This is a genomic window from Vagococcus luciliae, assembly GCF_024637875.1.
In the GTDB taxonomy this organism is placed as follows: Bacteria; Bacillota; Bacilli; order Lactobacillales; family Vagococcaceae; genus Vagococcus; species Vagococcus luciliae.
In genome coordinates this window covers 1478321-1504011 of the sequence record NZ_CP102451.1, presented here as the reverse complement: position 1 = coordinate 1504011, position 25691 = coordinate 1478321, and the positions used below count along the sequence as shown (strand labels likewise).

Below are 25691 nucleotides of genomic sequence, written 5' to 3'. Positions count from 1 at the left end.
AATGTTCGTGTTTCGCCTTTTTTAATAGTGATTTCTATCTTTTATAAAATATAAAAAGACAAGTAAAGTTTTTTACTTGTCTTTTTTCGTTATGATTTTCTCTTTAACACTGTCACACACTCAATATGTGTCGTTTGCGGGAACATATCGACTGGATAAACAGTATCACTTGTATAGCCTAAACTAGCAAACAGTTTCATATCACGTGCCATCGTACTTGGATCACATGAAATGTAAACAATTTTTTCTGGTTCTAATTCAACTGATTGTTTGATGAAATCTTCTGTTAACCCTTTTCTTGGTGGGTCAACGACAATCACATCAAACTTAATGCCATCTGCTGTCCAATTTTTCAAAACTTTATCAGCTGCTCCGGCTTTAAACTCAACATTTGTAATGTCATTAATTTCTGCGTTATGAATCGCATCTTCAATCGCTTCTGGCACGATTTCAACACCGTACACTTTTTTCACTTTGTTAGCCATGCTCAGCCCAATTGTTCCAATACCACAATACGCATCAAGAACCACATCATCTTTTTTCAAATCAGCTAACTCAATGGCTTTTTTATAAAGATTTTCAGCTTGCTCAGTGTTTACTTGGTAGAATGATTGAGCAGAGATATGATATGTCTTACCTAATAACTCGTCACTAATGCTATCTTTACCATATAAAACATTCAAACGCTCGTCTAAGACTTTGTTTGTCACATTTGGTTGGATATTTTGCATCACTGATACTACGTTTGGATAAGCTGCCACAAGTTCAGTCACAATATCATGCAAGTAAAAAATTTTCTTTTTACGTGTCACAAAAGTTACCATCACTTCATTTGAGTAATGTCCTTTGCGAATGACAATGCTTTTCAGATGTCCTGAATGTTGACTTTCATCATATGGTTTAATTGAGTATTTTCTTAATCTTTCTTTCAAGAATAATAAAATCTCATCAATCATTTTATCTTGAATTAAAAAGTCTTCAACCACAATTAAATCATGACTATTTTTTCTAAAGAATCCAAGTTCAATTTCAGCACCAATCATACGTACTGGGATTTGTGCTTTATTTCGGTAAGCAAATGGGGGCTCCATTCCTAAAACATCCGCAACGTTTAACTCTTCAAAACCACCAATTCGTTTCATCGCTTGAGTTACTTGATTTTTCTTAAAATCTAATTGTGCATTGTAGCTCATATGGTGTAGTGGGGCAATTCCTGTACGAATTAAGTCCTTTTCCACTGCTTCAACACGGTTTTCACTTGTTGTTTCCCACGTCATAATTTTCGCAAATGCAAATTTTTTCATGACTTTCATCACATGAATTTTTACTCGCTCGCCTGTAATGCCTTCTTCAACAAAAATGGGGAAACCATCCACTTTTGCCACGCCTCGTCCATCATACGTCATATCAATAATATCAACAACTAAACGCTCATTCTTTTTCACTGGTGCTTCGATTTTTTCTTTTTTCATAAAATCCTCTTTCTATTTTAAACAGTGCACGTACTACTCTTTATTGCCAAAAATATTGCCATCTTCATTAATGTCTTCTTGAGTGAGTTGTTCGACTTGTTCGATAAATCGATCAGACGCTTCTTCTTCTTCAATTGAAATAGCCGAGTCAGGTATTGCATCCAAATTAGCATAAATTTCTATGTGTTGTTTGTAATTTATAAATTCCATTGGTGCATCACCACCATATTCACCATCTAAGTTAATCATCATGCGATAATCCTCATCAAATGCTTCAGCATATAACTTAGAGGTTTTGATGTATTCAATTCTAGGGTCGTCAATGTGTTTTCCGCCATTTAGCATTAAAGCCACCAAATGCATAATTTCTAATACATTGGCTGTTTTAACAATAATAAGCGAAAATTTTCCATCATCTAATTGAGCATCGGGAACAATTTGTTCAAAGCCACCAACTGAATTGGTTAGCCCTAAGAAGAACATCGATGCTTTCCCGTCGAACTCACCATCGTCATATTTTAGACGCATTTTAATAGGTTTCACTCGCGGTAACATCTCTGCTCCTTTTGCTAAATAGGCAAGATAGCCAAAAACACTTTTTAGATGAGATGGTACTTCATAGGTTAATTCAGTCAAGTAACCACCTGCTGCAATATTCATAAAATAAGTGTTTCCTGCTTTTCCAATATCTGATTTAATGGTTTGATTTTTTAAAATGACCTCAGCTGCTTTTACGACATTATCACGTGGAATTTGCAACGCACGAGCAAAGTCATTTGTTGTACCACCAGGGATAATCGCTAATTTAGGTCGTTTCTCAAGAGGGGCGATTCCATTAATGACTTCATTAATCGTACCATCACCCCCTGCTGCGACAATTAAATCGAACCCCGCATTTGCAGCTCTTGTAGCTTCTTTTTTAGCTGAGAAAGGATCAGGTGTTGTTGCAAAGGCACTCGCTTCATATCCAGCTTTTTCAAGTACCATTAAAATATCTGCTAAATTTCGTTTTAACAACTCTTTTCCAGATGTTGGATTATAAATTAATCTTGCTCTCATTTAACTTGCTCCTTCATATCGAACGTTGTCAATTTAACGTTTCAATAATTCCTCTTTTAGTAATTTGTTCACGACTCCTGGATTTGCTTTTCCTTTTGTTGCTTTCATAATTTGGCCCACTAAGAACCCAACAGCACGATCTTTTCCATTTTTAAAGTCTTCGATTGACTGTTCATTTTTGTCTAATACTTCATTAATCATTGGCAATAATTGAGCTGGATCAGATAATTGGACTAATCCTTTTGCTTCAACGACCTCTTTAGCGTCGCCACCGTTTTCGATTAATTCTTTAAAGACTTTTTTCGCAATTTTAGAACTAATTGTTCCATCAGCGATTAAGTTAATCATACCAGCAAGATTTTCTGGTGTTAGTTTTGTTTCAAGTAAGTCTAAATGCTCGCTATTTAAGTAAGCTGACACTTCACCCATTAACCAGTTAGATGCTTGTTTTGCATCTGCTCCGTTATTCACTGTTGCATCAAAGAAATCTGACATATCACTAGATAAAGTTAATACCATCGCATCATATTCAGGTAATCCAAGTTCACTCACATAACGAATACGTCTGTCTGCAGGCATCTCTGGTAATGATTCTCTGATTTCTTCTACCCATTCTTCACTAATATCAATTGATGGGATATCTGGTTCTGGGAAGTAACGGTAATCACTTGCTCCTTCTTTCACACGCATTAGAATCGTTGATTTCGTTGATTCATCATAACGACGTGTTTCTTGTTGGATGATGCCACCTGACATTAAAACTTTTGCTTGACGTTGTTCTTCGAAAGCAAGGCCTTGTTTCACGTAGTTTAGTGAGTTCAAGTTTTTAAGTTCTGCTTTTGTTCCGAATTTTTCTTGCCCATAAGGTCTTAGCGAAATATTGGCATCACAACGCATTGAGCCTTCTTCCATTTTCACATCACTCACACCAGTAAACTGGATGATTGAGCGAATAGCTTCTAAATAAGCATAGGCTTCTTCAGGTGAGCGCATATCTGCTTCAGAGACAATCTCAATAAGTGGTGTGCCTTGGCGATTTAAATCAACATAGGAATAACCATCTGTTGCATGGATATTTTTACCCGCATCTTCTTCTAAATGAACACGTTCGATGCGGATTTTTTTCTTTTTGCCTTCTACTTCGATTTCAACCCAGCCGTCGTATCCGATTGGTTTGTCATCTTGAGAGATTTGGTAGGCTTTGGGATTATCAGGATAGAAATAATTTTTTCTATCAAAATTTGTGTGATGGTTGATTTTACAGTTAAGTGCTAAAGCGGCTTTCATACCATATTCAAGTGCCCCTCTATTTAAAACAGGTAAAACACCTGGCATTGAAAAATCAATCACGTTTGTATTAGTATTTGGGTCTGCTCCAAAGTGAGCGGCAGATGGTGAAAAGATTTTTGATTCGGTTTTTAATTCCACATGGACTTCTAACCCAATGACTGTTTCAAAATTCACTATGCTTTACCTCCTAAAATAACAGGTTGTTTTTTATGGAAATCGGTTGCTTGTTCAAACGCATAAGCTGCTTGATACATTTTTTCTTCTTCAAAATGATTTCCGATTAATTGAATTCCGATTGGTAATCCTTCAGAGAATCCTCCTGGAACGCTCATCCCTGGTAACCCTGCTAAGTTAACTGGAATGGTTAAAATGTCACGCATATAGGCTGTGATTGGATCATCTTTAGCTGCTCCAAACTCAAACGCCACAGTTGGTGAAACAGGTCCTAAAATCAAATCATAGTTTTCAAAGACTTTTTTGAAGTCATTGACAATCAACGTACGAACTTGTCCAGCTTTTCTAAAGTATGCATCATAGAATCCAGCACTTAATGAGAACGTTCCAAGCATGATACGACGTTTCACTTCTGAACCAAACCCTTCAGAACGAGAGTTAACATACACATCTTCTAAGTTTGACACATTTTCAGAACGGTATCCATAACGAATCCCATCAAAACGTTGTAAGTTTGATGATGCTTCTGATGAAGCGATAATATAGTAAACTTCCACACCGTAAACTGCATTTGGTAAACTCACTTCGTCAACTGTCGCGCCAAGTGCTTCAAATGTTTTAACGGCATTTTTTACGGCGTCACGAATATCAGGATGAACCCCTTCACCCATAAATTCTTTTGGTACCCCAATTTTCATGCCCTTGATGTCTTGACCAATTAAGTTTGTAAAATCTGGTGTGTCACGACGAGAACTTGTACTATCTTTTGCGTCATGACCAGAAATGGCATTTAAAATCATGGCATTATCTTCTACTGTACGAGTCATTGGACCAATTTGATCTAAACTTGAAGAAAACGCAATTAAACCATAACGAGAAACACGTCCATAGGTTGGTTTCATCCCAACAATTCCGTTAAATGAAGCAGGTTGGCGGATACTTCCACCTGTATCACTTCCTAATGATGCAGGAACTTGCCCAGCTGCCACACTTGCTGCTGATCCACCAGAAGAGCCTCCTGGTACTTTTGTTTGATCCCACGCATTTTTAGTTTGTTTAAAATAAGAGGTTTCAGTCGAAGACCCCATCGCAAACTCATCCATGTTTAATTTACCCATAGATACAAGTCCAGCTGATTCTAATTTTTCAACGGCTGTTGCTGAATAGATTGGGTTAAAGTTATATAGCATCTTACTTGCTGCGGTTGTTAACACGTCTTTTGTCACGATATTATCTTTAATCCCAATCGGAATACCAGCTAGTGGCGTTAATTCACTACGTGGTGACTCATCAATTTTTCTTGCTTCTGCTAAGGCTTTTTCTTCGCTTAGCGTGATAAATGCGTCAATCGTTGGTTCCGTTTGTTTGATATAATCAAATCCACTTTTTACGATTTCTTGTGAGCTTAATTCTTTTTTATTTAATGCGTCACTTAGTTGTTTTACTGTTAATGTTTGTAACTCAGTCATTATGCTCCTGCCTCCCCGTTATCCATGATTGCTGGTACTTTAATGTAGCCATCTTGTGTTTCAGGAACATTACTTAATAACGCATCACGGCTTTCGCCTTTCACACTAATATCTTCTCTAAAAACATTGGTTTCTTCCGTTACGTTTGATGTAAACGCAACGTCCGTTGTATCAACATTACTCAAACTAGCCATCATGTCTGTGACTTTCCCTAAATGTTTTGTCATTTCATCTAATTCACTATCTGAAAAACGCAACTTTGATAATTTTGCAACGTGTTGTACTTCTTCTTTTGAAATTGCCATCAATATTCTCCTTTTACTCTGTTGTATGTGATGCATTTATGGCATCAACCATTTGTTGTTCGCTCCAAACATCAATTCCTAATTCTTGAGCTTTGGTTAGTTTACTTCCTGCTTCTTCTCCAGCTACTACAATATCTGTTTTCTTGGACACACTTCCGGTCACCTTGCCACCCAGTGATTCAATCTTTTGTTTGGCTTCCGTTCGTTTAAATTGTGTTAAACTACCTGTTAAAACAACCGTTTTGTCTTTAAATGGGGACTCAATAGATGTGATATCTTCTTTAGTCACACCAAGATAAACCATGTTAACACCAGCTTGTTTTAATTTGTCTATTTGTTCCAATGTTTCAGAAATAGAAAAATATTTAACAATGCTATCAGCTATAACAGGACCGATTGTATCAATAGCATAAATATCTTCTTTACTTGCTTCTATAATACCATCAATTGTTTTAAATTCACTCGAAATAATTTTAGCTGCTTTTGAACCAACGTGCTGAATGCCTAAACCAAACAATAACCGCTCTAATGAATTGCCTTTACTGTTTGCAATGGCTTCTAAAATATTGTTTGCTGATTTTTCTTTAATTTTATCAAGTATTAATAATTGCTCTTGCGTTAAATAGTACAAGTCTGCTGCTTGTTTGACAAGTTCTTTTTCATACATTTGTTCTAGCACACGAGGGCCTAATCCATCAATATTCATGGCATTACGTGACACAAAATGATTGAGGCCTTCTTTAATCTGTGCCGGACAAGCCGGATTTAAGCATCTTAAAGCGACTTCTGATTCAATACGCTCCAACTCAGAATGACAAGTCGGACAATGTGTTGGAAAGTCATATGGCTGACTATCAGCTGCTCGTTTATCTAACACAACTTGTGTGACTTCAGGAATAATATCTCCCGCTTTATGAATCACCACTGTATCAAACAAGCGAATGTCTTTTTCGGCAATCAAATCACAGTTATGTAAGCTCGCCCGAGAAACGGTTGTTCCAGCTAATTGCACAGGATCCATCACGGCAGTTGGTGTCACCACTCCAGTTCGTCCAACGGTCCATTCTATTTCACGTAACACGGTTTGAACTTCCTCAGCTGGAAATTTATAGGCAATCGCCCATTTAGGTGCTTTAACCGTATAACCTAATTCATTTTGTGCGTCAAAATCATTCACTTTAATGACTATACCATCAATTTCATAATCAAGGGAGTGACGTTTATCGCTAAATTCTTCAATATATTGCCAAACTTCATCAATTGAGTGACAAAGCTTACGTTGATGATTGGTTTTAAATCCTAGACTATCTAAGTAATCCAAAGCTTCAGTTTGAGTCGTTAACCCTAAGGCTTCAGGATTGGCTATCGTATATAAAAACGTACTTAACTGACGTTTTGCTGTCACAGTTGAATCAAGTTGACGTAAACTACCAGCTGCTGCATTACGTGGATTCGCAAAGACACTGTCTCCTTTTTTATCTCGCTCATCATTTAATCTGACAAATGATTCTTTTGGCATATAACATTCACCACGCACATCAAGTGTCACAGGAGTTTGTAAAGATAATGGAATCGAATGAACTGTACGTAAATTTTGCGTGATGTCTTCGCCAACTACCCCATCACCACGAGTCGCTCCTTGAACAAATTGTCCGTTGTTATATGTTAGATTAATCGCTAATCCATCAATTTTTAATTCAACCATGTAACTAATTGATTTACTTGTGCCTTTTCTTACACGTTTATCAAAATCACGTAAGTCTTGCTCATTAAAGGCATTACTTAGACTCATCATGGGTGTTGTATGCTCAACTTTTTGAAACCCGTCGAGTAATTTTCCGCCCACTCGTTGCGTGATAGAATCACTTGTTACAAGTTCAGGAAACTGTTCTTCTAAACTTACTAATTCTTTGTATAACTTATCATATTCATGGTCACTAACTAGTGGCGCATCTTTTACATAATAAGCGCGTGCCCATTCATTTAGTGTGTCTCTTAATTCAGATACACGTTTTGTTGCCTCGTCAATCCCCAAAATGGTCACCTCTTTTTAATCTACTTTTGTAATTGGTGCAAAAGCGGCTAATAACCGTTTAATTCCTTGAGAAGGAAATGCCACGTCTAACTCCATATCTTTAGCATCTCCACTCACTTTCACAACCGTTCCAATGCCCCATGCTTTATGTTCGACTTTGTCACCTGGTTGCCATGGTGCTTTTTCGCCACCCGTTTGTTTTTTCGCTGTCACAGCTGTTGTTGTTGGCTGCTGATACGTTGCTCGACGGTATTTTTCCCCAATCGGTTTTTGGCTAGCGACTTTATGCACTGCACCAACTTTTTCTAACACATCTTCATCAATTTCTTCTAAAAAGCGTGACGGACGATTGTATTGTGTACGACCATACAACATACGGCTCGATGCGTTCGTTAAGAATAATTGTTTTTCCGCTCGGGTAATCCCCACGTAAGCCAAACGACGTTCTTCTTCTAATTCATCACTTTCTAAAACAGCTCGTGATAATGGAAAAATACTTTCTTCCATTCCAACTAAAAAGACATATGGAAATTCTAGACCTTTAGCCGCATGAAGTGTCATAAAGGTTACTTGACCTTGGTCATCTTCTAGTGAATCGATATCTGACACAAGTGCCAAATCATTTAAAAAGAGTGCTAATTTGTCTTCATCGTTTTCACTTTCATCCTCATAATCTCCCTCTTCATAACGCTTATCAAATTCTTTTGTAACAGTTAAAAACTCTTCCAAGTTTTCTAAACGTGAATGAGATTCAAGTGAGTTTTGTTTCACTAAATCCTCTTGATAACCACTTTTATCTAATACTTGCTCGACCAATTCAGTGATGGTTAGATAAGGTATCATTTTTCTTAATTGCATAATCATCTGACCAAAATTGCCAAGCTCTTTTTTTGCTTTTCCAGTAACTGGTGTTAAATCAATATCCACTGTCGCTTGAAGTAACGACCAACCATGCATATCAGCAAATTCTCTGATTTTCTCTATTGTTCCAGGCCCAATGCCTCGCTTAGGGCTATTCACCACACGCTCAAAACTTAACGAATCCATTTCATTAGAAATAACTTTTAGATACCCTAAAATATCTTTGATTTCTTTACGATCATAGAACTTATGTCCACCCACCATTTTATAAGGAATATTGGCTTTTAAGAACGTATCCTCAATCACACGGGACATGGCATTTGTTCGATATAGCACACAGAAATCACCATAAGAGCGCTGTTCCTGTAACTTCAACTGTTGAATGGTTGTCACAATGTATTGCACTTCTTCTCGTTCAGAGTTTGCACGATAATACACGATTTTTTCGCCTGATTGATTATCTGTCCATAATTCTTTTTTCTTACGGTTTTGGTTGTGGTTAATCACACTGTTTGCCGCCTGTAAAATATGTTTCGTTGAACGATAATTCTGTTCAAGTAAAATTGTTTTTGCATCAGGATAGTCTGTTTCAAAATCTAAAATATTCTGCATATCAGCGCCACGCCATCCGTAAATACTTTGATCAGCATCCCCAACCACGCATAGATTATTAAAACGTTGTGCCAATAAATTCACTAACGTGTATTGTGCGTGGTTTGTATCTTGGTACTCATCCACATGAATGTATTGAAATTTATTTTGATAATAAGATAATGTTTCAGGACTTTCCTTAAACAAACGAATCGTCAACATAATCAAATCATCAAAATCCATTGATTGATTGTTGCGAAGTTCTTTTTGGTATCTTTTATAGCACGTTGCAACAATTTGCTCAAAATAACCTGTGTAGCGTTCTTCATATGATTCAGGCGTTAATAATTCGTTTTTTGCCTGACTAATCTGAGATAAAATACTGCGTGGATCATATTTTTTAGGATCAATATTTTCTTCTTTTAAAATCCGTTTAATCAATGTTTGTTGGTCACTAGCATCCAGTATCGTGAACTGGCGATTGTAACCAATCAAATCAGCGTCACGTCGTAACATTCTGACGCACATTGAGTGGAAAGTTGAGACCCACACATCTTCACCAACTGTTCCAAGAATCGACACCACACGTTCCTTCATCTCTTTGGCTGCTTTATTGGTAAAGGTGATAGCTAAAATATTCCAAGGGTTAACCCCTTTTTCATCGATTAAATAAGCGACACGATGAGTTAAGACTCTTGTTTTCCCACTACCTGCACCAGCCATGATAAGTAAAGGCCCTTGTGTCGTTTGAACGGCAGCTTGTTGTTTGTCATTTAGACCTGCCAATAAATTATGTTTTTGCGTCATTTGGTACGAACACCCTTTCTGATCAAATCCTTTTCTATTATAGCAAATTCTTAGAATAATTTCTTTCTATTTTTCTTTTTACATTGCTTAATCTTAGAATTTGGATTACAATTTAGGAAAAAGGAGGTTATTTATGACTCGTTTAATAAACGTCACGATAGACAGACCTCTTGGGTATCAAAATGAATATGGTACTGTTTATCCAATCAACTACGGTTATGTCAAAAACATCATAGCAGGAGATGGAAAAGAACAAGATGCCTATATTATTTCTCGAAATGTTCAAACCCCTATTGAGTCATTTGATGGTGTCCTCATCGCCATTGTCAAACGACATGACGATGTTGAAACCAAATGGGTCATCTCGTCTCCAGGTGAAATCTATACAACAGAAGAAATATATGACCAAATTAAGTTCATCGAACAACATTTCGATTCTTCTGTGTATCTTGTTGACTAAACCCTATGATATTAACGAATAAAAAAACAGACTCAGAAAATCATTTTTTTCCCGAGTCTGTTTTTTTATTCTTCTTATTATATTTGATTATTTTGTAGTCGATACATATCAAAATAAAGTCCTTCTTCTTGAATTAATTCATCATGCGTTCCTTTTTCAACAATATGACCTTTTTCAAGAACTAAAATAAGATTGGCATCTTTAATAGTAGACAATCTATGTGCAATGGCAATCGTCGTACGACCTTTACGCATCTTCTCTAATCCTTCTTGAATCAATGTTTCGGTTTCTGTATCAATATTAGCTGTTGCTTCATCAAGTACCAATATTTTAGGATCTGTTACAATGGTGCGAGCAAAAGAAATCAATTGTCTTTGTCCACTAGAAAAACTAGATCCACCTTCTAAAACTGGTGCATGATACTTTTTAGGTAGTGTTTCAATAAATTTATCTGCTTGAACAAATTTTGCCGCATGAATAATTTTTTCATCAGTTATATTATTATTTAACAACCTGATATTACTTGAAATATCGCCATAAAACATAAAGGCATCCTGCAAGACTAATCCCATTTTCTCACGAAGTTCTTCCATCGGATAATCTTTGATATTCACATCGTCAATGAATATGTCGCCATCATAAAATTCATAGAACCTCATTAGTACATTAATAATCGAACTTTTACCACTACCCGTATGACCAACTAGCGCTACAGTCTCACCAGGATTAGCTACAAAACTAATATTATTTAGTACATTGTGTTTACCATCATATGAAAAGCTAACATTTCTAAACTCAATCTTAGCATTCGTTATAGTGGCATTCGCTCCTTCATTTTGTTGTGGCACTAATTCCTCATGATCTAATATTCCAATAATTCGACTACCGGCAACCAATCCATCTTGAAATGTACTTAGAAAATCCATCATCTGTGTCATTGGATTAAAGAATTGTTGAACGTATGAAATAAATGCATAAATCATCCCTACTTCAACTAGTGAGTTAAATGATTTAAATCCAAAGAATCCTAAAATCATCGCTGTTGCTAATGCAAATAATAAGTTAATAATTGGCGCAAGTAACAAGGAGTTAGTACGTATCATAGCATACTTTGTTTTTAAATATTCATTATTATTTTCTTCAAATTCCTCTTCAAGACGTTCTTCTTGTCTAAAATATTGCACAATTTGCATACCTGAAATTGATTCATTTAGCTTAGTATTTAATTGACTTAATCTCTCACGCATACTGCGATAAATTTTTGAACTAAATTTTTGATAATACCAGATAATCACCAGTAATATCGGGAAAAAGATTAAACATGCAAACATCAATTGGATATTAATCGTTGCCATCGCAATAAAGGATGCGATGATACCAAATAACGCAGATAACACCATCAAGAATACTAACCAAAAATCAAATAGCGTTTCTGTATCATTGGTTACTCTTGAAACAATTGACCCTGCCGGTGTTTGGTCAAAGTATCTCATCCCCATCGTTTGAAGTTTTGAAAATAACTTCACTCGAAGTGATTGATAGGTTTGAAGAGATCCCTTGTAATACAAAATCCACTGTCCAAACCAAACAATTGCTTTAAATAATGTTCCTAAACCATATAATCCAGCAAAATATAAAATCACTTTTGTTTGGACATTCACATCAGTTAAATGATTATCCATAAAAATCTGTAAAATTTTAGGTAGAATAATATTGACTACAGCAAGTAACACAGCAAATACTAAAGAACCATAAAAATATTTCCTAAAAGGTTTAGCAAATGTAATCAATCGTTTTACAATATTTTTTTGCTCTTTCATCGTAAATGATTTTGACCATGCTGATTGTTGTTCTTCCATCAATTTATCCCCCCTTCTATTTTTTGTTCAAGTTGTTGATGATCGTACATTCTCTTGTACCAACCGTTTAATGCAATCAATTCACTATGCGAGCCACGTTCAATAATTCTTCCTTCGTCGATAACAATAATCTCTTTGGCATGTTTCACACTACTTAGTCGATGAGTGGTAATAATCGTTGTTTTATTTTTCCGTGTTTCTTTTAGACTTGATAAAATAAGCTCTTCAGTTTTCGCATCAACTGCAGACAATGCATCATCTAAAATAAGCAATTCTGGTTCTGTTAGCAAAGCCCTTGCTATAGAGATTCGTTGTTTCTGTCCTCCAGATAAAGACACACCACGTTCTCCAACCATTGTGTCATATCCTTTGCTAAAGCCTAAAATATCTTCATGAACTGCTGCTTGTTTGGCAATTTTTTCAACTAATTCTTGGGAAGCTTTTGGACGACCGAAGCGTATATTATCTCTTACTGTCATCGAGAAGAGAAAGTGATCTTGTGGAACGTATCCAATTGAGTGAAGTAGGGAATCTAAAGTATAATGTTGTAATTTATTTTCGCCAAATAGAATTTCACCATCATAATCATCATATTCTCGCATTAATAATTTTAATAATGTGGTTTTTCCAGCACCAGTTTTTCCAACAATTCCTAAAGTATCACCTTCGTGTAAGGTAAAGTCTATATTTTCCAGTGCCTTAGTATCATCACCAGGATAATTAAACGAATCAACATGATAGTGAATATCTCCTTTAGCAGGCGTCTTAATCCCTGTTTTCATTTCAACAATGGCTGATTTTTCACTTAATAACTCATTGACACGATCATAACTAGCATTCCCTCGTTGTAAAATATTGAAAAAACGCCCTATTGCGAACATTGGCCAAACCAACATCCCTATATAATTGAAAAATGAAATCAGTTGTCCAATAGAAATACTCCCTGTTTTAACTAAATAGCCTCCTAATGAAATAGAGATAATATAACTTAAACCAATAATTAGCGTAATCAACGGATCAAATAAAGCATCTAAAAAGTTTACTCGATTATTTTTTCTAATAGAATAATCAACTTTTTCTTGAAAATCTTCTATTTCTTCTTTTTCTTGTCCAAATGTTTTAATCACTTTAATTCCTGTGATGGTTTCTTGTGTTTTATCATTTAATCTAGAAAAAGCATCCTGTGATTCTTTAAAAGCCTCATGTAATTTATCCCCAAGTTTACTCGATAACACTGCAAGTAATGGAAATGGTAGTAGGGCTAATAGCGTTAGTCGCCAGTCAATAAATATAATCATGGCTACAACAGTAATAGCACCTGTGATAAACGCATCAGCAAATGTCAAAATACCTCCACCCGCAACATTTTGAATCGCATTCAAATCATTGGTTGCATGGGCCATCAAATCACCCGTTCGATATCTTTGGTAAAAGGTCTGATCCATCTGAGTAAAGTGATGGAACAATCTTTTTCTCATCCTTTTCTCAAGTCTCGCTGCACCACCCCAAATATGCGTCCGCCATACATATCGCAGTAAATAAACCACTATGGCAGCAACGACTAATAGACTAACCCAGAATAATAATTTTTGTTTAGTTAATGTCTTATCAGCAATCGAATCTACCACAATTCCAATGACACGAGGCGGTAATAATTGAATAATAGCTACTAATATTAAGGCCCCTACTCCAATAATATAGTTTTTCTTTTCCTCTTTGAAAAACCAAGCAAGTTTTTTAAAAACGCTCAAGTTATTCACTCCTTTTTTCCATAAAAAAAACAGGTGCGAAAAAGCACCCGTTTTTTATGTTTTTTATTCACTCCAAAACAAAACAACCTATTTTTTCTTCTTGTTGTTTTGAGCTGTCATGTTTTGCATCATTTGACGTATTTTCTTCTCTGACGGTTTTTGACCCATCTGTGACATCATCATACGCAACATATCCTCATTAACGGGAGGATTTTTCTGTAATTGATCTTCAAATGTTTTCTTTGCTAAAAAGAATCCACCGACTGCTCCTAAAATTAGGGCAATAATAATGAATAAAATAGCTAATCCAGTATTCATCTTTTCGACGCTCCTTCCTCCAATTAATCTACTCCACAATAATTAATTGTACTAGAAAATAACGTCAATGAAAAGACTCTTTTAACAAATTTAGGCATTATTTTCAATATCTATTAACAAATTAGGATTAAATTCTCCTTTTTTCAACATTTTAATCTCATGATAGTATGGCGCTTTGGCTGTTTTTTTGTCTTCACCTACAAAAGGTGTTTCTAAAATTTTTGGTAACTCTTTTAATTGGTCGTGATGAACCACATAATTTAGTGCATCAAACCCAATTGTCCCAAATCCAATATTAGCATGACGGTCTTTATGTGAGCCTTGATCGTTTTTAGAATCATTGACATGAATTACTTTTAATCTGTCCAAACCAATGATTTTGTCAAACTCTTCTAGCACACCATCAAAATCTTCTCGTACATTATAACCAGCATCATTAATATGACAAGTATCTAATGTGACTGATAACTTATCATTATGTGTCACACCATCAATAATACGCGCGATTTCCTCAAATGAACGCCCGATTTCTGTTCCTTTTCCAGCCATCGTCTCTAAAGCTATCTGTGGCACTTGATCAGATGTTAATACTTCATTTAACCCCTTAATGATTTGGTTGATTCCAGCATCAACTCCTGCTCCAACGTGTGCTCCTGGATGCATCGTAATTTGGGTTGCGCCAATGGCAGTAACACGTTCTATTTCTTGTCTTAAAAAATCAACCGCAAACCCAAAATTTTGTGGTTTTGTTGTATTACCTAGGTTGATGATATATGGTGCATGAACCACAATTTTATTCACATCTAATTGATTTTCAAGCATATATTTTTGACCCAACTCAATATTTAACTCCTCAATGGGTTTTCTACGCGTATTCTGTGGTGCCCCAGTATAAATCATAAACGTTGACGCACCATACTCCACTGATTGTTTTGCTGAACCTAACAGCATATCTTTTCCACTCATACTGACATGAGATCCTAATAACATAAAAAACTCCTCATTTCCTATTAACTTGACCATACAAATTGTAGCGTTTTATTTTAAGCTTCACAAGATAATTGCTTAAAAAAATAACCGAACACAAAGGTCCGATTATTTTTGATAGTTTAATTCAAAACGTTTAGCAAAACTTGATAATGAATAACAAATAGCAAAATAGCAGACAGTCATAATAATAAACATCACCAATACTGTACTTGGGTATTGAGCATAAATAATTTTTGAATTATGTGTTAACTCAGGTAAAGAGATAACGACAGCTAAAGAGGTATCACGAATCAAAGAAACAAACTGACTTACAAGAGGTGGTACCATCAATTTAATCCCTTGAGGTAATACAATATAATACATTGTTTGGATTATATTTAGTCCAGTAGAACGACCTGCTTCCATTTGACCTTTAGGTACTGCTTCAATTCCTCCACGGATAATTTCAGATATCATAGCCGATTCAAAAATAGTTAAGGCGATTACCGCAGACCAAAAAATGCTAAATTGAATACCAATTTGAGGTAGAGCAAAGTAGGTAAAGAAAATAATTAATAGCAATGGTAAATTTCTTATAATATCAATAACTAAACCAACAATCTTTGACAAGAAAGGAATTCTTAAAAAACGAACCACTCCTAGTATTCCACCAATAATAAAGCTCAAAATAATCGATATAACAGCCACTTCAACTGTTACTAATAGTCCATCAAAAATAAATCGTAAATTAGGTAATGTTAATGCTTGAGCAAAATTCATCGAAACAACTCCTTTCTTAATATGTTGCTGTGCGTGTTTCTATGTATCTCATTAGATAAGATAACGGCATCGTCATTAATAAATAGATTAGCCCTATCAATGTATAAGTTCCTAATGTATTAAATGTTGTACTTGCAATCAAATCACCCGTATACATTAAATCTGCTCCTGTTACCATAGCTAAAATAGATGAATTCTTCACTAAATTAATGAATTGGTTTCCAAGTGACGGTAAGGCAATTTTAAAGGCTTGTGGCAACACAATGTAATACATTATCTGTAAATAAGTTAGTCCAGATGACATTCCTGCTTCTCTTTGACCTTTAGATACAGCTTCAATCCCTGATCTAACTGTATCAGCAATAAAAGCTGAAGTGTATAATGTTAAACCAATAGTTCCAGAAGTAATTCCGTCAAATTTGATGCCATAAAGTGGTAACACAACAAAAAAGAACATCACAACAATCAATAAAGGAATATTTCGAAAAAAGTTTACGTAGATATTTCCAATTTTTTTAACCCATTTTTTTGTTGATACTTGTAACATAGCCATAACAGTGCCGATAATCAAACTACATATCAATGCAATGATACTGGCAGTCAATGTGACTTTTAGACCAGCTAAAATATCTTGATGATAAGTATTCCAAATTTCTAACATATTCTCAACTCCTTTATTTTTTAGTCTTTAATCCATTTTTTATAAATTTTTTCGTAAGTGCCATCTTTTTTCATATCAGATAAAATACTATTCACTTGATTAACCAACTCTGTTTGACCTTTATTAAAAGCAATACCATAAGGTTCATCTGTGAAGTTTCCCCCGACTAACTCATAATCAGGATTTTCAGAAGCCATACCTAATAAAATACTATTATCAGTTGTCATGGCATCCCCCTGTCCAGATTGAAGAGCTGTAAATGCTTCTGCATAGTTTTCCAATTCTAACACTTTTGCTTTAGGAGCTTTTTTTCTGACATTTGCCGCTGAAGTAGACCCTTTTACGGCTAAAACAGTTTTCCCATCATTTAAATCCTCAACACTTTTTATGTCACTTCCTTTTTTCACTAAAAGAGACTGACCAGCATCAAAATAGACATCTGAAAAATCAACTTGTTTTTTTCTTTCATCACTAATCGTCATAGTGGCAATAATAGCATCTATATTTCCATTTTTTAATAAAGGAATTCTTGTTTTTGATGTTACTTCAACAAATTCAGCTTTTTTCTCATCGCCTAGAAGACGTTTGGTAATTTCTTTTGCAATATCAATATCAAAACCTTCTACTTCTCTTTTCTCGATATTCATTAAACCAAATAATTTGGTATCATATTTCACTCCCCAAACCATCTTATCGTTCTTTTTTATTTTTTCTAAAACATTGGTTTCAGACACACTTTTCGCTCCACAAGCTCCTAGTAAAAATATTAAAGAAACCATAATGATCATGAGTAGTCCACGATAGAACTTTTTCATAAAGACCCCTCCTAATGACTGATTATTTTACTTAAAAATTGTTTAGCACGTTCATCTTGAGGATCATTAAAGAACGCTTCAGATTCTCTGTCTTCTAAAATTTGACCGTCTGCCATAAAAATAACACGATCTGCTACTTCTCTAGCAAAACCCATTTCATGTGTAACAACAACCATTGTCATACCTGACTCTTTAGCAAGTGACTTCATAACATCTAGTACTTCTCCTACCATTTCTGGATCTAGTGCTGAAGTTGGCTCATCAAATAACATATAACTTGGTGTCATAGCTAAGCTTCGTGCAATAGCGACACGTTGTTGTTGACCACCTGACAATTGAGCTGGCATAGCATTTTTTTTATCTAACATACCAACTCTATCTAATAATTGTTCAGCTCTCTTATTAGCTTCCTGTTTATCTAAACCTAACACTTTTACTGGCGCGAGTGTTACATTTTCTAAAACAGTCATATTAGCATATAAGTTAAATTGCTGAAATACCATTCCTAAGTTTTTTCGAACATTATTTAAATTAGTTTTTGGATCAAAAATACTAGTTCCATCTACTATTAATTCACCAGTTGATATTTCTTCCAATGCATTGATACAACGTAACATAGTACTCTTACCTGATCCAGAAGGACCTAATACAACAACCACCTCACCAGTTTCAATTGTTAGATTGATATCTTTTAACGCATGAAACTCTCCATAGTACTTTTCTACATTTTTAAATGTAATCATTGCTAAAAACCCCTCTCTTATAATGTGATGATAAACCGCTAACTTTTCTCATCAAAAATTAATATTGTTCTATTAAGAACTAATTATATACTGTAAAGTTTATAATTGTAAAGTTTTCTATAATGAAATTTTCAGAAAAAAAGGAATATAAACACTATTTAAATTTATCACTTATTTTATTTTAGAACAATAAAGTTAATTTAATCAACTTTATTGAATAATATTATTTAAAATTATCTTTATTTAAAGAAATAAAAAAACCTAAGAAAAAATGATGATCATCATCATTTTTTCTTAGGTTTAGCTAACTATTAACAACTGTTTAAAACTTCAATAAGAAATATTTTTTCTTTCCACGTCGAACAACAATAAATTCATTTTCTATTTTATCTTTATCAGATAAGACATATTCTAACTCTTGAATTCTCTCACCATTGATATAGATAGCACCATTTTTGACATCCTCACGTGCTTGACGTTTTGACGATTCAATACCAGAGTTGACTAGTAATTCAACAAGGTTTAAATCATCATTAGCTGAGACATCATAACTAGGAACATCTTTAAATCCTTGTTTAATTTCTTCAGCTGTTAATTCCTTGATGTCACCACTAAACAGTGCTTTAGAAATTCTAACAGCTTGTTCGTAAGATTTTTCGCCATGAACAAGTGTTGTCACTTCTTTAGCCAACGCTTTTTGAGCTGCTCTTTCATGAGGTGCCTCATTAAATTCTTTTTCAATCTCAGCAATTTCATCTAGTGATAAAAATGTAAAGTATTTTAAGAATTGAACCGCATCACGATCATCTGTATTTAACCAAAATTGATAAAATTCATAAGGAGATGTTTTATCTGCATCTAACCAAACAGCATTTCCTTCTGTTTTACCAAATTTTGTACCATCTGCCTTTTTAATTAGTGGCATCGTTAATCCATATCCTTGAACTTCTTTTTCACGGCGTAATAACTCAATACCTGAAGTGATATTTCCCCACTGATCACTCCCACCTAATTGAAGTTTTACTCCTTCAGTCTCATATAATTTTAGAAAGTCATAAGCTTGCAGTAATTGGTAGGCAAATTCAGTATATGAAATACCTGTTTCAATACGACGCTTCACACTTTCTTTACTCATCATATAGTTAATTGTAAAGTTTTTACCCACATCTCTTAAAAAGTCAATCAATGTCATACTAGTTAACCAATCAGCATTATTAGCTAAAATTGCAGGATTTGTTTTATCATCAAAATCAATAAAACGAGACAATTGATTTTTAAGACTATTGGCCCATGATTCAACAATTTCAGTAGAATTTAAACTACGTTCTGCATCTTTAAATGATGGGTCACCAATCATACCAGTTCCCCCACCAACAAGTGCTACTGGCACGTGTCCTTGTTCTTGAAATCGTTTTAAGATTAATACTGGTAATAAATGACCGATGTGTAAACTATCTGCTGTCGGATCAAAACCAATATACAACTTAACAGACTCTTCATTCAATAATTCTTCTAATGCTTGTTCGTCAGTCATTTGATAGACGAGACCACGATCCTTTAATTCTGATAAAAAATTCGTTGTCATATTAGTTCCTCCTTAATTTTATTCATCTCTAATCTTAACCTATTCATAATCTAAAAGAAAGATTAAAATGTGATTTTTATATCAGAACACCAAAACAATTTGACTAAGTATAATGATTAATTGTAAAATGATATAATTGAGCACATAAAAAGAATGAGGTGATAAATTGAACGAGGACAATAAGTTTGATACTCCCTTAGATACTCTAGAAGAAGTGGAAACTCAAACCCCTGAACCTGATAAAAAACGAGATTGGCCATTTGTCATTAATGTCACTTATCGTGTATTTCGATCGTTATTTATTCTACTAATTATTGTAGGCTTATCTTTAGCTGCATTAGGTATTGGAACAGGTATTGGCTATTTTGCTTCTTTAGTTAAAACCGTTGATGTACCTGAAAAAGAAGAGCTTGTCAAAAAAATTTCAGATTTAGATCAACAGTCTAACATAACTTATGCAGATGGTTCTTTAGTTTCAGTAATAAAATCAGACTTAATTCGTACAAATATTTCATCAAATAAAATTTCAAATTTTATAAAGGAAGCGTTGGTTACTACTGAGGACGAAAACTTTTTTGAACACAAGGGAATCGTACCAAAAGCTGTTGCTAGAGCAACTTTGTCTGATATCATTGGCATTGGAAGTAAGTCTGGTGGTTCAACCATCACACAACAATTAGTCAAACAACAAGTTTTAACAAATGAAACATCTTATAAAAGAAAAGCTTCAGAAATAATGCTTGCTCTTCGAACTGAAAAAATCATGTCAAAAGATGATATTTTAAGTGCTTACCTGAATGTTTCTCCTTTTGGACGAAATAATCATGGTGAAAATATTGCAGGTATTGAAGAAGCAGCTTTAGGAATATTTGGCGTTCATGCTAGCGAGGTTACCTTACCACAAGCCGCTTTTTTAGCTGGTCTACCACAAAGTCCAATAGAATACTCTCCATATACAAACGATGCACAATTAAAAGATGACTTAAGTGCTGGACTTAATAGAAAAGATGACGTTCTCTTTAATATGTACCGTGAAAAAATCATTACTAAGGAAGAATACGAAGCGGCAAAAAGTTATGATTTGAAACAAGATTTCATTGCACCTTCTCCCAAATCGGATACTGAAAATGGCTTTTTATATACCTATCTATATGATGAAGCAACACGTGTTTTAATGCCAAGTTACTATGAAGCTGATGGACACACAGAAGATGATATCAATAATTCAAAACAACTGTTTGATCAATATTTCGAAAGAGTCAAAAAAGATATTGCACGTTCCGGTTATACTATTCATTCAACGATTGATAAAACAACATATGATGCCATGCAAGAAGCGGTAAATAATTATGGCTATGTATTAGATGATGGCAGTGGAAAATTACTGGAAACAGGAAGTGTTTTAATGGATAATCAAACTGGCCGTATCTATGGTTTTATTGGCGGTCGAAATTATAGCCAAAATCAAAATAATCATGCTTTTCAAACTAGACGCTCACCTGGTTCTACTATGAAACCTATTTTAGCTTACGCTCCAGCAATCGATAATGGTATTATTGGTTCAGAATCAAAATTATCTGATTATCCATTAAAATACAAAAATGGACAAGAAGTAAAAAATTATTCTGATAAAGGGAGTAACTCCTTTAAATCTGTAAGAGAATCACTCAAATGGTCACTAAATATTCCGGTGGTTAATTTATACAATGATATGCTTCAAAGTATAGATCCTAAACAATATTTTGATAAAATGAATATAGGACTTAATCCCGATGAGTACTACCGTGAATCAATCCCTCTTGGCGCAACTGATTATGGTATGACGGTCTTAGAGGAAACAGAAGCTTATGCTACTTTAGCTAATAAAGGAGTCTATAATAAAGGCTTCTCCATTGATAAAATCACAAATGAAGAAGGTGAGGTCATTTATCAACATAAATCTGATCCAACCCAAGTCTTTAAGCCGGCTACAGCATCTATCATGAATGACATGATGCGAGATGTTCTAAAAAGTGGAACAGGTCAAGCTGCTCAGGAGTCCCTTCAATCTGTTAACCCAACACTTGCTAGAGCTGACTGGGTTGGAAAAACTGGGACATCGGAATTAGAAAAAGATTATTGGTTTACAGCTTCTACTCCAGGAGTGACGATGAGTAGCTGGATTGGTTACGATGACAACACTCAAATGAGCTCAACGTGGAACAAACAAAATATGATTTATTGGTCTTATATGACAAATTATGTGTATCAAAGAAATTCTGATATATTTAAAGTGAATGAAAAATTCACCTTAGACCCTTCTGTCAAAAAAGAAAAGGTCGTCGAATTTACAGGAGAAAAGGTAGCCACCGTCAAAGTAGATAATCAACAAATCAACTTAAAAGGAGCAAAAGAAGTAGAAAGCTTTTATGCAACTGATGGCCCTAAAGATAGTACTTTCAAATTTGGTATTGGTGGAACCGATGATAATTATAAAAATGCATGGAAATCATTTAGTACACCTAGAGCAACAACTAACAGAAGAAATTAATCACATAAAAAAAGTGGCTACTGATTAAATCAAGTAGCCACTTTTTTATTTAACAATCAAACGATCTAAACTTGCAAAGGATAATGCAATATTTGCTATCATTTTTAATTGATTTAAACGATTTTCTCTTATTGCTTGATCATCAACCATAACCATTGTATCTTCAAAATATGATTCAATCAATGGATTTAAATGACGTAGTTCTTCATACAATTCATTAAGTGTCAAATCACCCACTTTTTCTGAAACCGACATAATGGCTTCATAAAGTTTTTTCTCAGAATCATTTTCAAATAATTCTGGATTTATCTTTCCTACTTCTTTATCTTCTGCTTTATTAGATAAATTAATAACGCGTGTTAAAGATTCAATTGTTGGTCTAAAATCATTCTCTGATGCATGATTGACTAATATATCCGCTGTTTCAAACATCGTATGCAAGTTTTCTTGTCTACTTTCTAAGACGGCCTCAATAATATCGTGACGAATTTGTTTACCACTAAACCATTGTTTCATACGACCTTTGATGAACTCTGTTAAAACTTCTTCATCTGTCTCAATACTTAATCCAAATCTTTCAATGTCTTCATTAATTAGTTCTTTCATTTGTTGTTGCAAACGAATGATTGGGAAATCCCATCCTTTAGACTCAATAATACGAATAATACCATAAGCTTGTCTTCGTAACGCATATGGGTCATTTGAGCCTTTAGGCATTAAGCCCACAGCAAAGAAAGATAATAATGTATCTGATTTATCTGCAATCGCCAAAACAGCTCCTACATTACTTTCAGGCAACTCACCATCGCTTGATTTTGGTAAGTAGTGCTCACGAATAGCTTGAGCCACCCCAACGCTTTCACCTTTTAATGTGGCATATTTTTCGCCGATGATGCCTTGTAATTCTGGGAATTCATCTACCATAAGAGTCACTAAATCAAATTTATAGATTTCACTAGCACGTCTTAAATCCGTCATTTCTTCCTTAGATAAACCAACAGATGATCCTATTAATTCAGAAATGACCGCCACTCGTTGCATTTTTTCATACATTGATCCAATTTTTTCATGGAATGTCACTGATTTTAATTTTTGGACATAATCATCAATTGATAATTTTAAATCTTCTTCATAGAAAAATTCCCCATCTTCTAAACGAGCTTGAAGAACTTTTTCATTTCCTTTTCGCACATTATCAATGTAATCACTGTTTCCATTTCTAACCGATACAAAATGGTTCAATAATTGGCCTTTTTGATCTAATACTTCAAAGTAGCGTTGATGCTCTTTCATTGATGTGATTAAAACTTCTGATGGTAAAGATAAATAATTTTCAGCAAAATTTCCAACAAAAACAGTTGGGTATTCTACTAAATTAACAACCTCTTCTAACAAATCTGCATCTTGCGGGATTATCCAATGATTATTTTCTTCAATTTCATGAATTTGTTTACTAATTTTATCTTGACGAATCACAGGATTAGCAATAACAAATTGTTCTTCTAAAGCTGTTTCATAATCAGATGAATGGTTAATCATTGCTTCTTGACCTAAGAAACGATGACCACGAGATTTATTCGAACTATTAATACCAAAAAAGTCATAGGAATAACATTATCTTCTAAAAGAGCCACTAACCAGTGCACAGGACGAATAAAACGATACTCGCCATTTCCCCATGTCATAGTAACTGGGAAAGTTAAATGAGCTGCAACATTAGTTAAACCAGGTAAAATGGTTTCCACTGATTGTCCCTCAATAAATTTATCAACAAAGACATATTCAACATCTTTAATTGTTTCAAAATACAAATCATCTGTTGTTGCCCCTTGACCTTTAGCAAACCCTATCGCTGCTTTTGTCCAATTACCTTCAGCGTCTTGTGCGATTTTTTTTGCTGGACCTTTTGCTTTTTCTTCAATATTTTCTTGCTTATCTGCTAAACCATTTACACGAATGGCAAAACGTCTTGGTGTAGAAAATACTTCAATATTGTCAAAAGATACACGATTTTCATTTAAATAGTCTGCTGCTTTTTTAGCAAATTGTTTCGATGTTGGAGTGACTAAATGAGCTGGTACTTCTTCCAACCCGATTTCTAATAAAAATTGTTTACTCATGAATATCCTCCTCCATAACTTCTTTTAATAATGGAAATCCTAATTTTTCTCGTTCTTCAACAAAGCCTTTAGCTAAGGCTCTAGCCATATTACGAATTCTTGCTAAATACCCTGCACGCTCTGTCACGGAAACGGCTCCTCTAGCATCAAGCAAGTTAAACATGTGACTACATTTTAACACATAATCGTAAGCCGGATGGATTAAGCCTAAATCTATCGCACGTTTTGCTTCTTTTTCATAACTGTTAAATAAGTTTAATAATAACTCTTGATCACTTTGTTCAAATGAATAAACTGAATGCTCATATTCAGGTTGAACAAAAATTTCACCGTATTTCACGCCTTTTGTCCATTCTAAATCATAGACGCTCTCAACTTCTTGAATATAAGAAGCCAAACGTTCTAAGCCATATGTAATTTCTGATGTGACGGGTTTACATTCTAAACCACCGACTTGTTGGAAATAGGTAAACTGAGTGATTTCCATACCATCTAACCACACTTCCCAACCTAAACCAGCACAACCCATAGAAGGATTTTCCCAGTTATCTTCAACAAAGCGAATATCATGTTGAAATGGGTCAATCCCTAAAACTTTTAAGCTATCCAAATACAATTCTTGAATATTTTCTGGTGAAGGTTTCATGACCACTTGGAATTGATGATGTTGATATAAACGATTTGGGTTATCGCCATAACGACCATCAGCCGGACGACGTGATGGCTCTACGTAAGCGGCATTCCATGGTTCTGGTCCTATTGCACGTAAAAAAGTATAAGGACTCATTGTTCCTGCCCCTTTTTCTGTATCATAGGCTTGCATTAACATGCATCCTTGATTTGACCAATAATTTTGAAGAGCTAAAATCATTTCTTGTATCGTTAATGTTTGACTCATTGTTTTTCCTCCTATTTTTAACATAATAAAAATCCCTATGCTTGACATAATCTATCAAACATAGGGACGAATATTCGCGGTTCCACCCTACTTCCGTTTCCACGGCAGCTTCATTTTGTACACTCAAGAATGCCTTCAA

At 34.6% G+C, this 25691-nt stretch carries 19 protein-coding genes and 1 pseudogene; 2 read left to right on the top strand and 18 right to left on the bottom strand.

What is annotated here, in order from left to right; translation table 11 throughout:
* Nucleotides 1–89: 89 nt before the first annotated feature.
* From rlmD to pcrA, 7 genes are read right to left on the bottom strand one after another with little or no spacing between them, the layout of a single operon-like run.
* The gene (rlmD, locus tag G314FT_RS07320) at nt 90–1472 is read right to left on the bottom strand and encodes a 23S rRNA (uracil(1939)-C(5))-methyltransferase RlmD (RefSeq protein ID WP_257700023.1); all 1383 of its coding nucleotides are present in this window, start codon (nt 1470–1472) and stop codon (nt 90–92) included.
* A 33-nt stretch (nt 1473–1505) separates the two neighbouring features.
* Entirely contained in the window at nt 1506–2531 is a 1026-nt protein-coding gene (locus tag G314FT_RS07315) for a diacylglycerol kinase (RefSeq protein WP_257700021.1), read from the bottom strand.
* 33 nt (nt 2532–2564) lie between these two features.
* On the bottom strand, nt 2565–3995 hold the full coding sequence (gatB, locus tag G314FT_RS07310) for an Asp-tRNA(Asn)/Glu-tRNA(Gln) amidotransferase subunit GatB (protein ID WP_257700020.1): 1431 nt from the start codon (nt 3993–3995) through the stop codon (nt 2565–2567).
* On the bottom strand, nt 3995–5464 hold the full coding sequence (gene gatA / locus G314FT_RS07305; RefSeq protein ID WP_257700019.1) for an Asp-tRNA(Asn)/Glu-tRNA(Gln) amidotransferase subunit GatA: 1470 nt from the start codon (nt 5462–5464) through the stop codon (nt 3995–3997). Before gatA ends, gatB begins: the two co-directional genes overlap by 1 nt.
* Nucleotides 5464–5769 (bottom strand): Asp-tRNA(Asn)/Glu-tRNA(Gln) amidotransferase subunit GatC, encoded by a 306-nt coding sequence (gatC, locus tag G314FT_RS07300; protein WP_125955515.1) that lies wholly within the window; start codon nt 5767–5769, stop codon nt 5464–5466. The genes gatA and gatC overlap by 1 nt, the downstream gene beginning before the upstream one ends.
* Nucleotides 5770–5782: 13 nt before the next feature.
* On the bottom strand, nt 5783–7813 hold the full coding sequence (ligA, locus tag G314FT_RS07295; protein ID WP_341481156.1) for an NAD-dependent DNA ligase LigA: 2031 nt from the start codon (nt 7811–7813) through the stop codon (nt 5783–5785).
* A gap of 6 nt (nt 7814–7819) precedes the next feature.
* On the bottom strand, nt 7820–10063 hold the full coding sequence (gene pcrA / locus G314FT_RS07290; protein ID WP_257700013.1) for a DNA helicase PcrA: 2244 nt from the start codon (nt 10061–10063) through the stop codon (nt 7820–7822).
* 133 nt (nt 10064–10196) lie between these two features.
* Here pcrA and G314FT_RS07285 point away from each other — a divergent pair, with 133 nt between their 5' ends.
* Nucleotides 10197–10523 carry an inorganic diphosphatase gene (locus G314FT_RS07285; RefSeq protein WP_257700011.1) on the top strand — a complete coding sequence of 109 codons (327 nt, stop codon included), beginning with the start codon at nt 10197–10199 and terminating at the stop codon, nt 10521–10523.
* 77 nt (nt 10524–10600) lie between these two features.
* On the opposite strand, the gene G314FT_RS07280 is transcribed toward G314FT_RS07285, so the two are convergent.
* From G314FT_RS07280 to tyrS, 9 genes are all read right to left on the bottom strand, one after another.
* Nucleotides 10601–12385, bottom strand: a complete 1785-nt coding sequence (locus G314FT_RS07280; protein WP_257700010.1) for an ABC transporter ATP-binding protein — start codon at nt 12383–12385, stop codon at nt 10601–10603.
* Nucleotides 12382–14133, bottom strand: coding sequence for an ABC transporter ATP-binding protein (locus G314FT_RS07275; RefSeq protein ID WP_257700008.1), 1752 nt, complete (start codon nt 14131–14133; stop codon nt 12382–12384). Before G314FT_RS07275 ends, G314FT_RS07280 begins: the two co-directional genes overlap by 4 nt.
* A gap of 87 nt (nt 14134–14220) precedes the next feature.
* Nucleotides 14221–14451: a YneF family protein gene (locus G314FT_RS07270; protein ID WP_071456925.1), complete on the bottom strand. Its 231-nt coding sequence runs from the start codon at nt 14449–14451 to the stop codon at nt 14221–14223.
* Nucleotides 14452–14541: 90 nt separating this feature from the next.
* Entirely contained in the window at nt 14542–15441 is a 900-nt protein-coding gene (locus G314FT_RS07265) for a deoxyribonuclease IV (RefSeq protein ID WP_257700005.1), read from the bottom strand.
* A 105-nt stretch (nt 15442–15546) separates the two neighbouring features.
* Nucleotides 15547–16200 (bottom strand): amino acid ABC transporter permease, encoded by a 654-nt coding sequence (locus tag G314FT_RS07260; RefSeq protein WP_257699997.1) that lies wholly within the window; start codon nt 16198–16200, stop codon nt 15547–15549.
* Nucleotides 16201–16216: 16 nt separating this feature from the next.
* Nucleotides 16217–16861 carry an amino acid ABC transporter permease gene (locus G314FT_RS07255; RefSeq protein ID WP_257699996.1) on the bottom strand — a complete coding sequence of 215 codons (645 nt, stop codon included), beginning with the start codon at nt 16859–16861 and terminating at the stop codon, nt 16217–16219.
* 20 nt (nt 16862–16881) lie between these two features.
* Nucleotides 16882–17550 (bottom strand): transporter substrate-binding domain-containing protein, encoded by a 669-nt coding sequence (locus tag G314FT_RS07250; RefSeq protein WP_423837532.1) that lies wholly within the window; start codon nt 17548–17550, stop codon nt 16882–16884.
* A 137-nt stretch (nt 17551–17687) separates the two neighbouring features.
* Nucleotides 17688–18419, bottom strand: a complete 732-nt coding sequence (locus G314FT_RS07245) for an amino acid ABC transporter ATP-binding protein (RefSeq protein WP_257699983.1) — start codon at nt 18417–18419, stop codon at nt 17688–17690.
* A gap of 322 nt (nt 18420–18741) precedes the next feature.
* On the bottom strand, nt 18742–20004 hold the full coding sequence (gene tyrS, locus G314FT_RS07240; RefSeq protein WP_257699981.1) for a tyrosine--tRNA ligase: 1263 nt from the start codon (nt 20002–20004) through the stop codon (nt 18742–18744).
* 166 nt (nt 20005–20170) lie between these two features.
* Here tyrS and G314FT_RS07235 point away from each other — a divergent pair, with 166 nt between their 5' ends.
* A complete protein-coding gene (locus G314FT_RS07235) occupies nt 20171–22534 on the top strand; it encodes a transglycosylase domain-containing protein (RefSeq protein ID WP_423837499.1) in 2364 nt (787 codons plus the stop codon).
* Between the two features lie 45 nt (nt 22535–22579).
* On the opposite strand, the pseudogene glyS reads toward G314FT_RS07235, so the two are convergent.
* Nucleotides 22580–24654: pseudogene (glyS, locus tag G314FT_RS07230) on the bottom strand (glycine--tRNA ligase subunit beta).
* The gene (glyQ, locus tag G314FT_RS07225; protein ID WP_257699980.1) at nt 24647–25552 is read right to left on the bottom strand and encodes a glycine--tRNA ligase subunit alpha; all 906 of its coding nucleotides are present in this window, start codon (nt 25550–25552) and stop codon (nt 24647–24649) included. The pseudogene glyS and the gene glyQ overlap by 8 nt, the downstream one beginning before the upstream one ends.
* Nucleotides 25553–25691 lie beyond the last annotated feature (139 nt).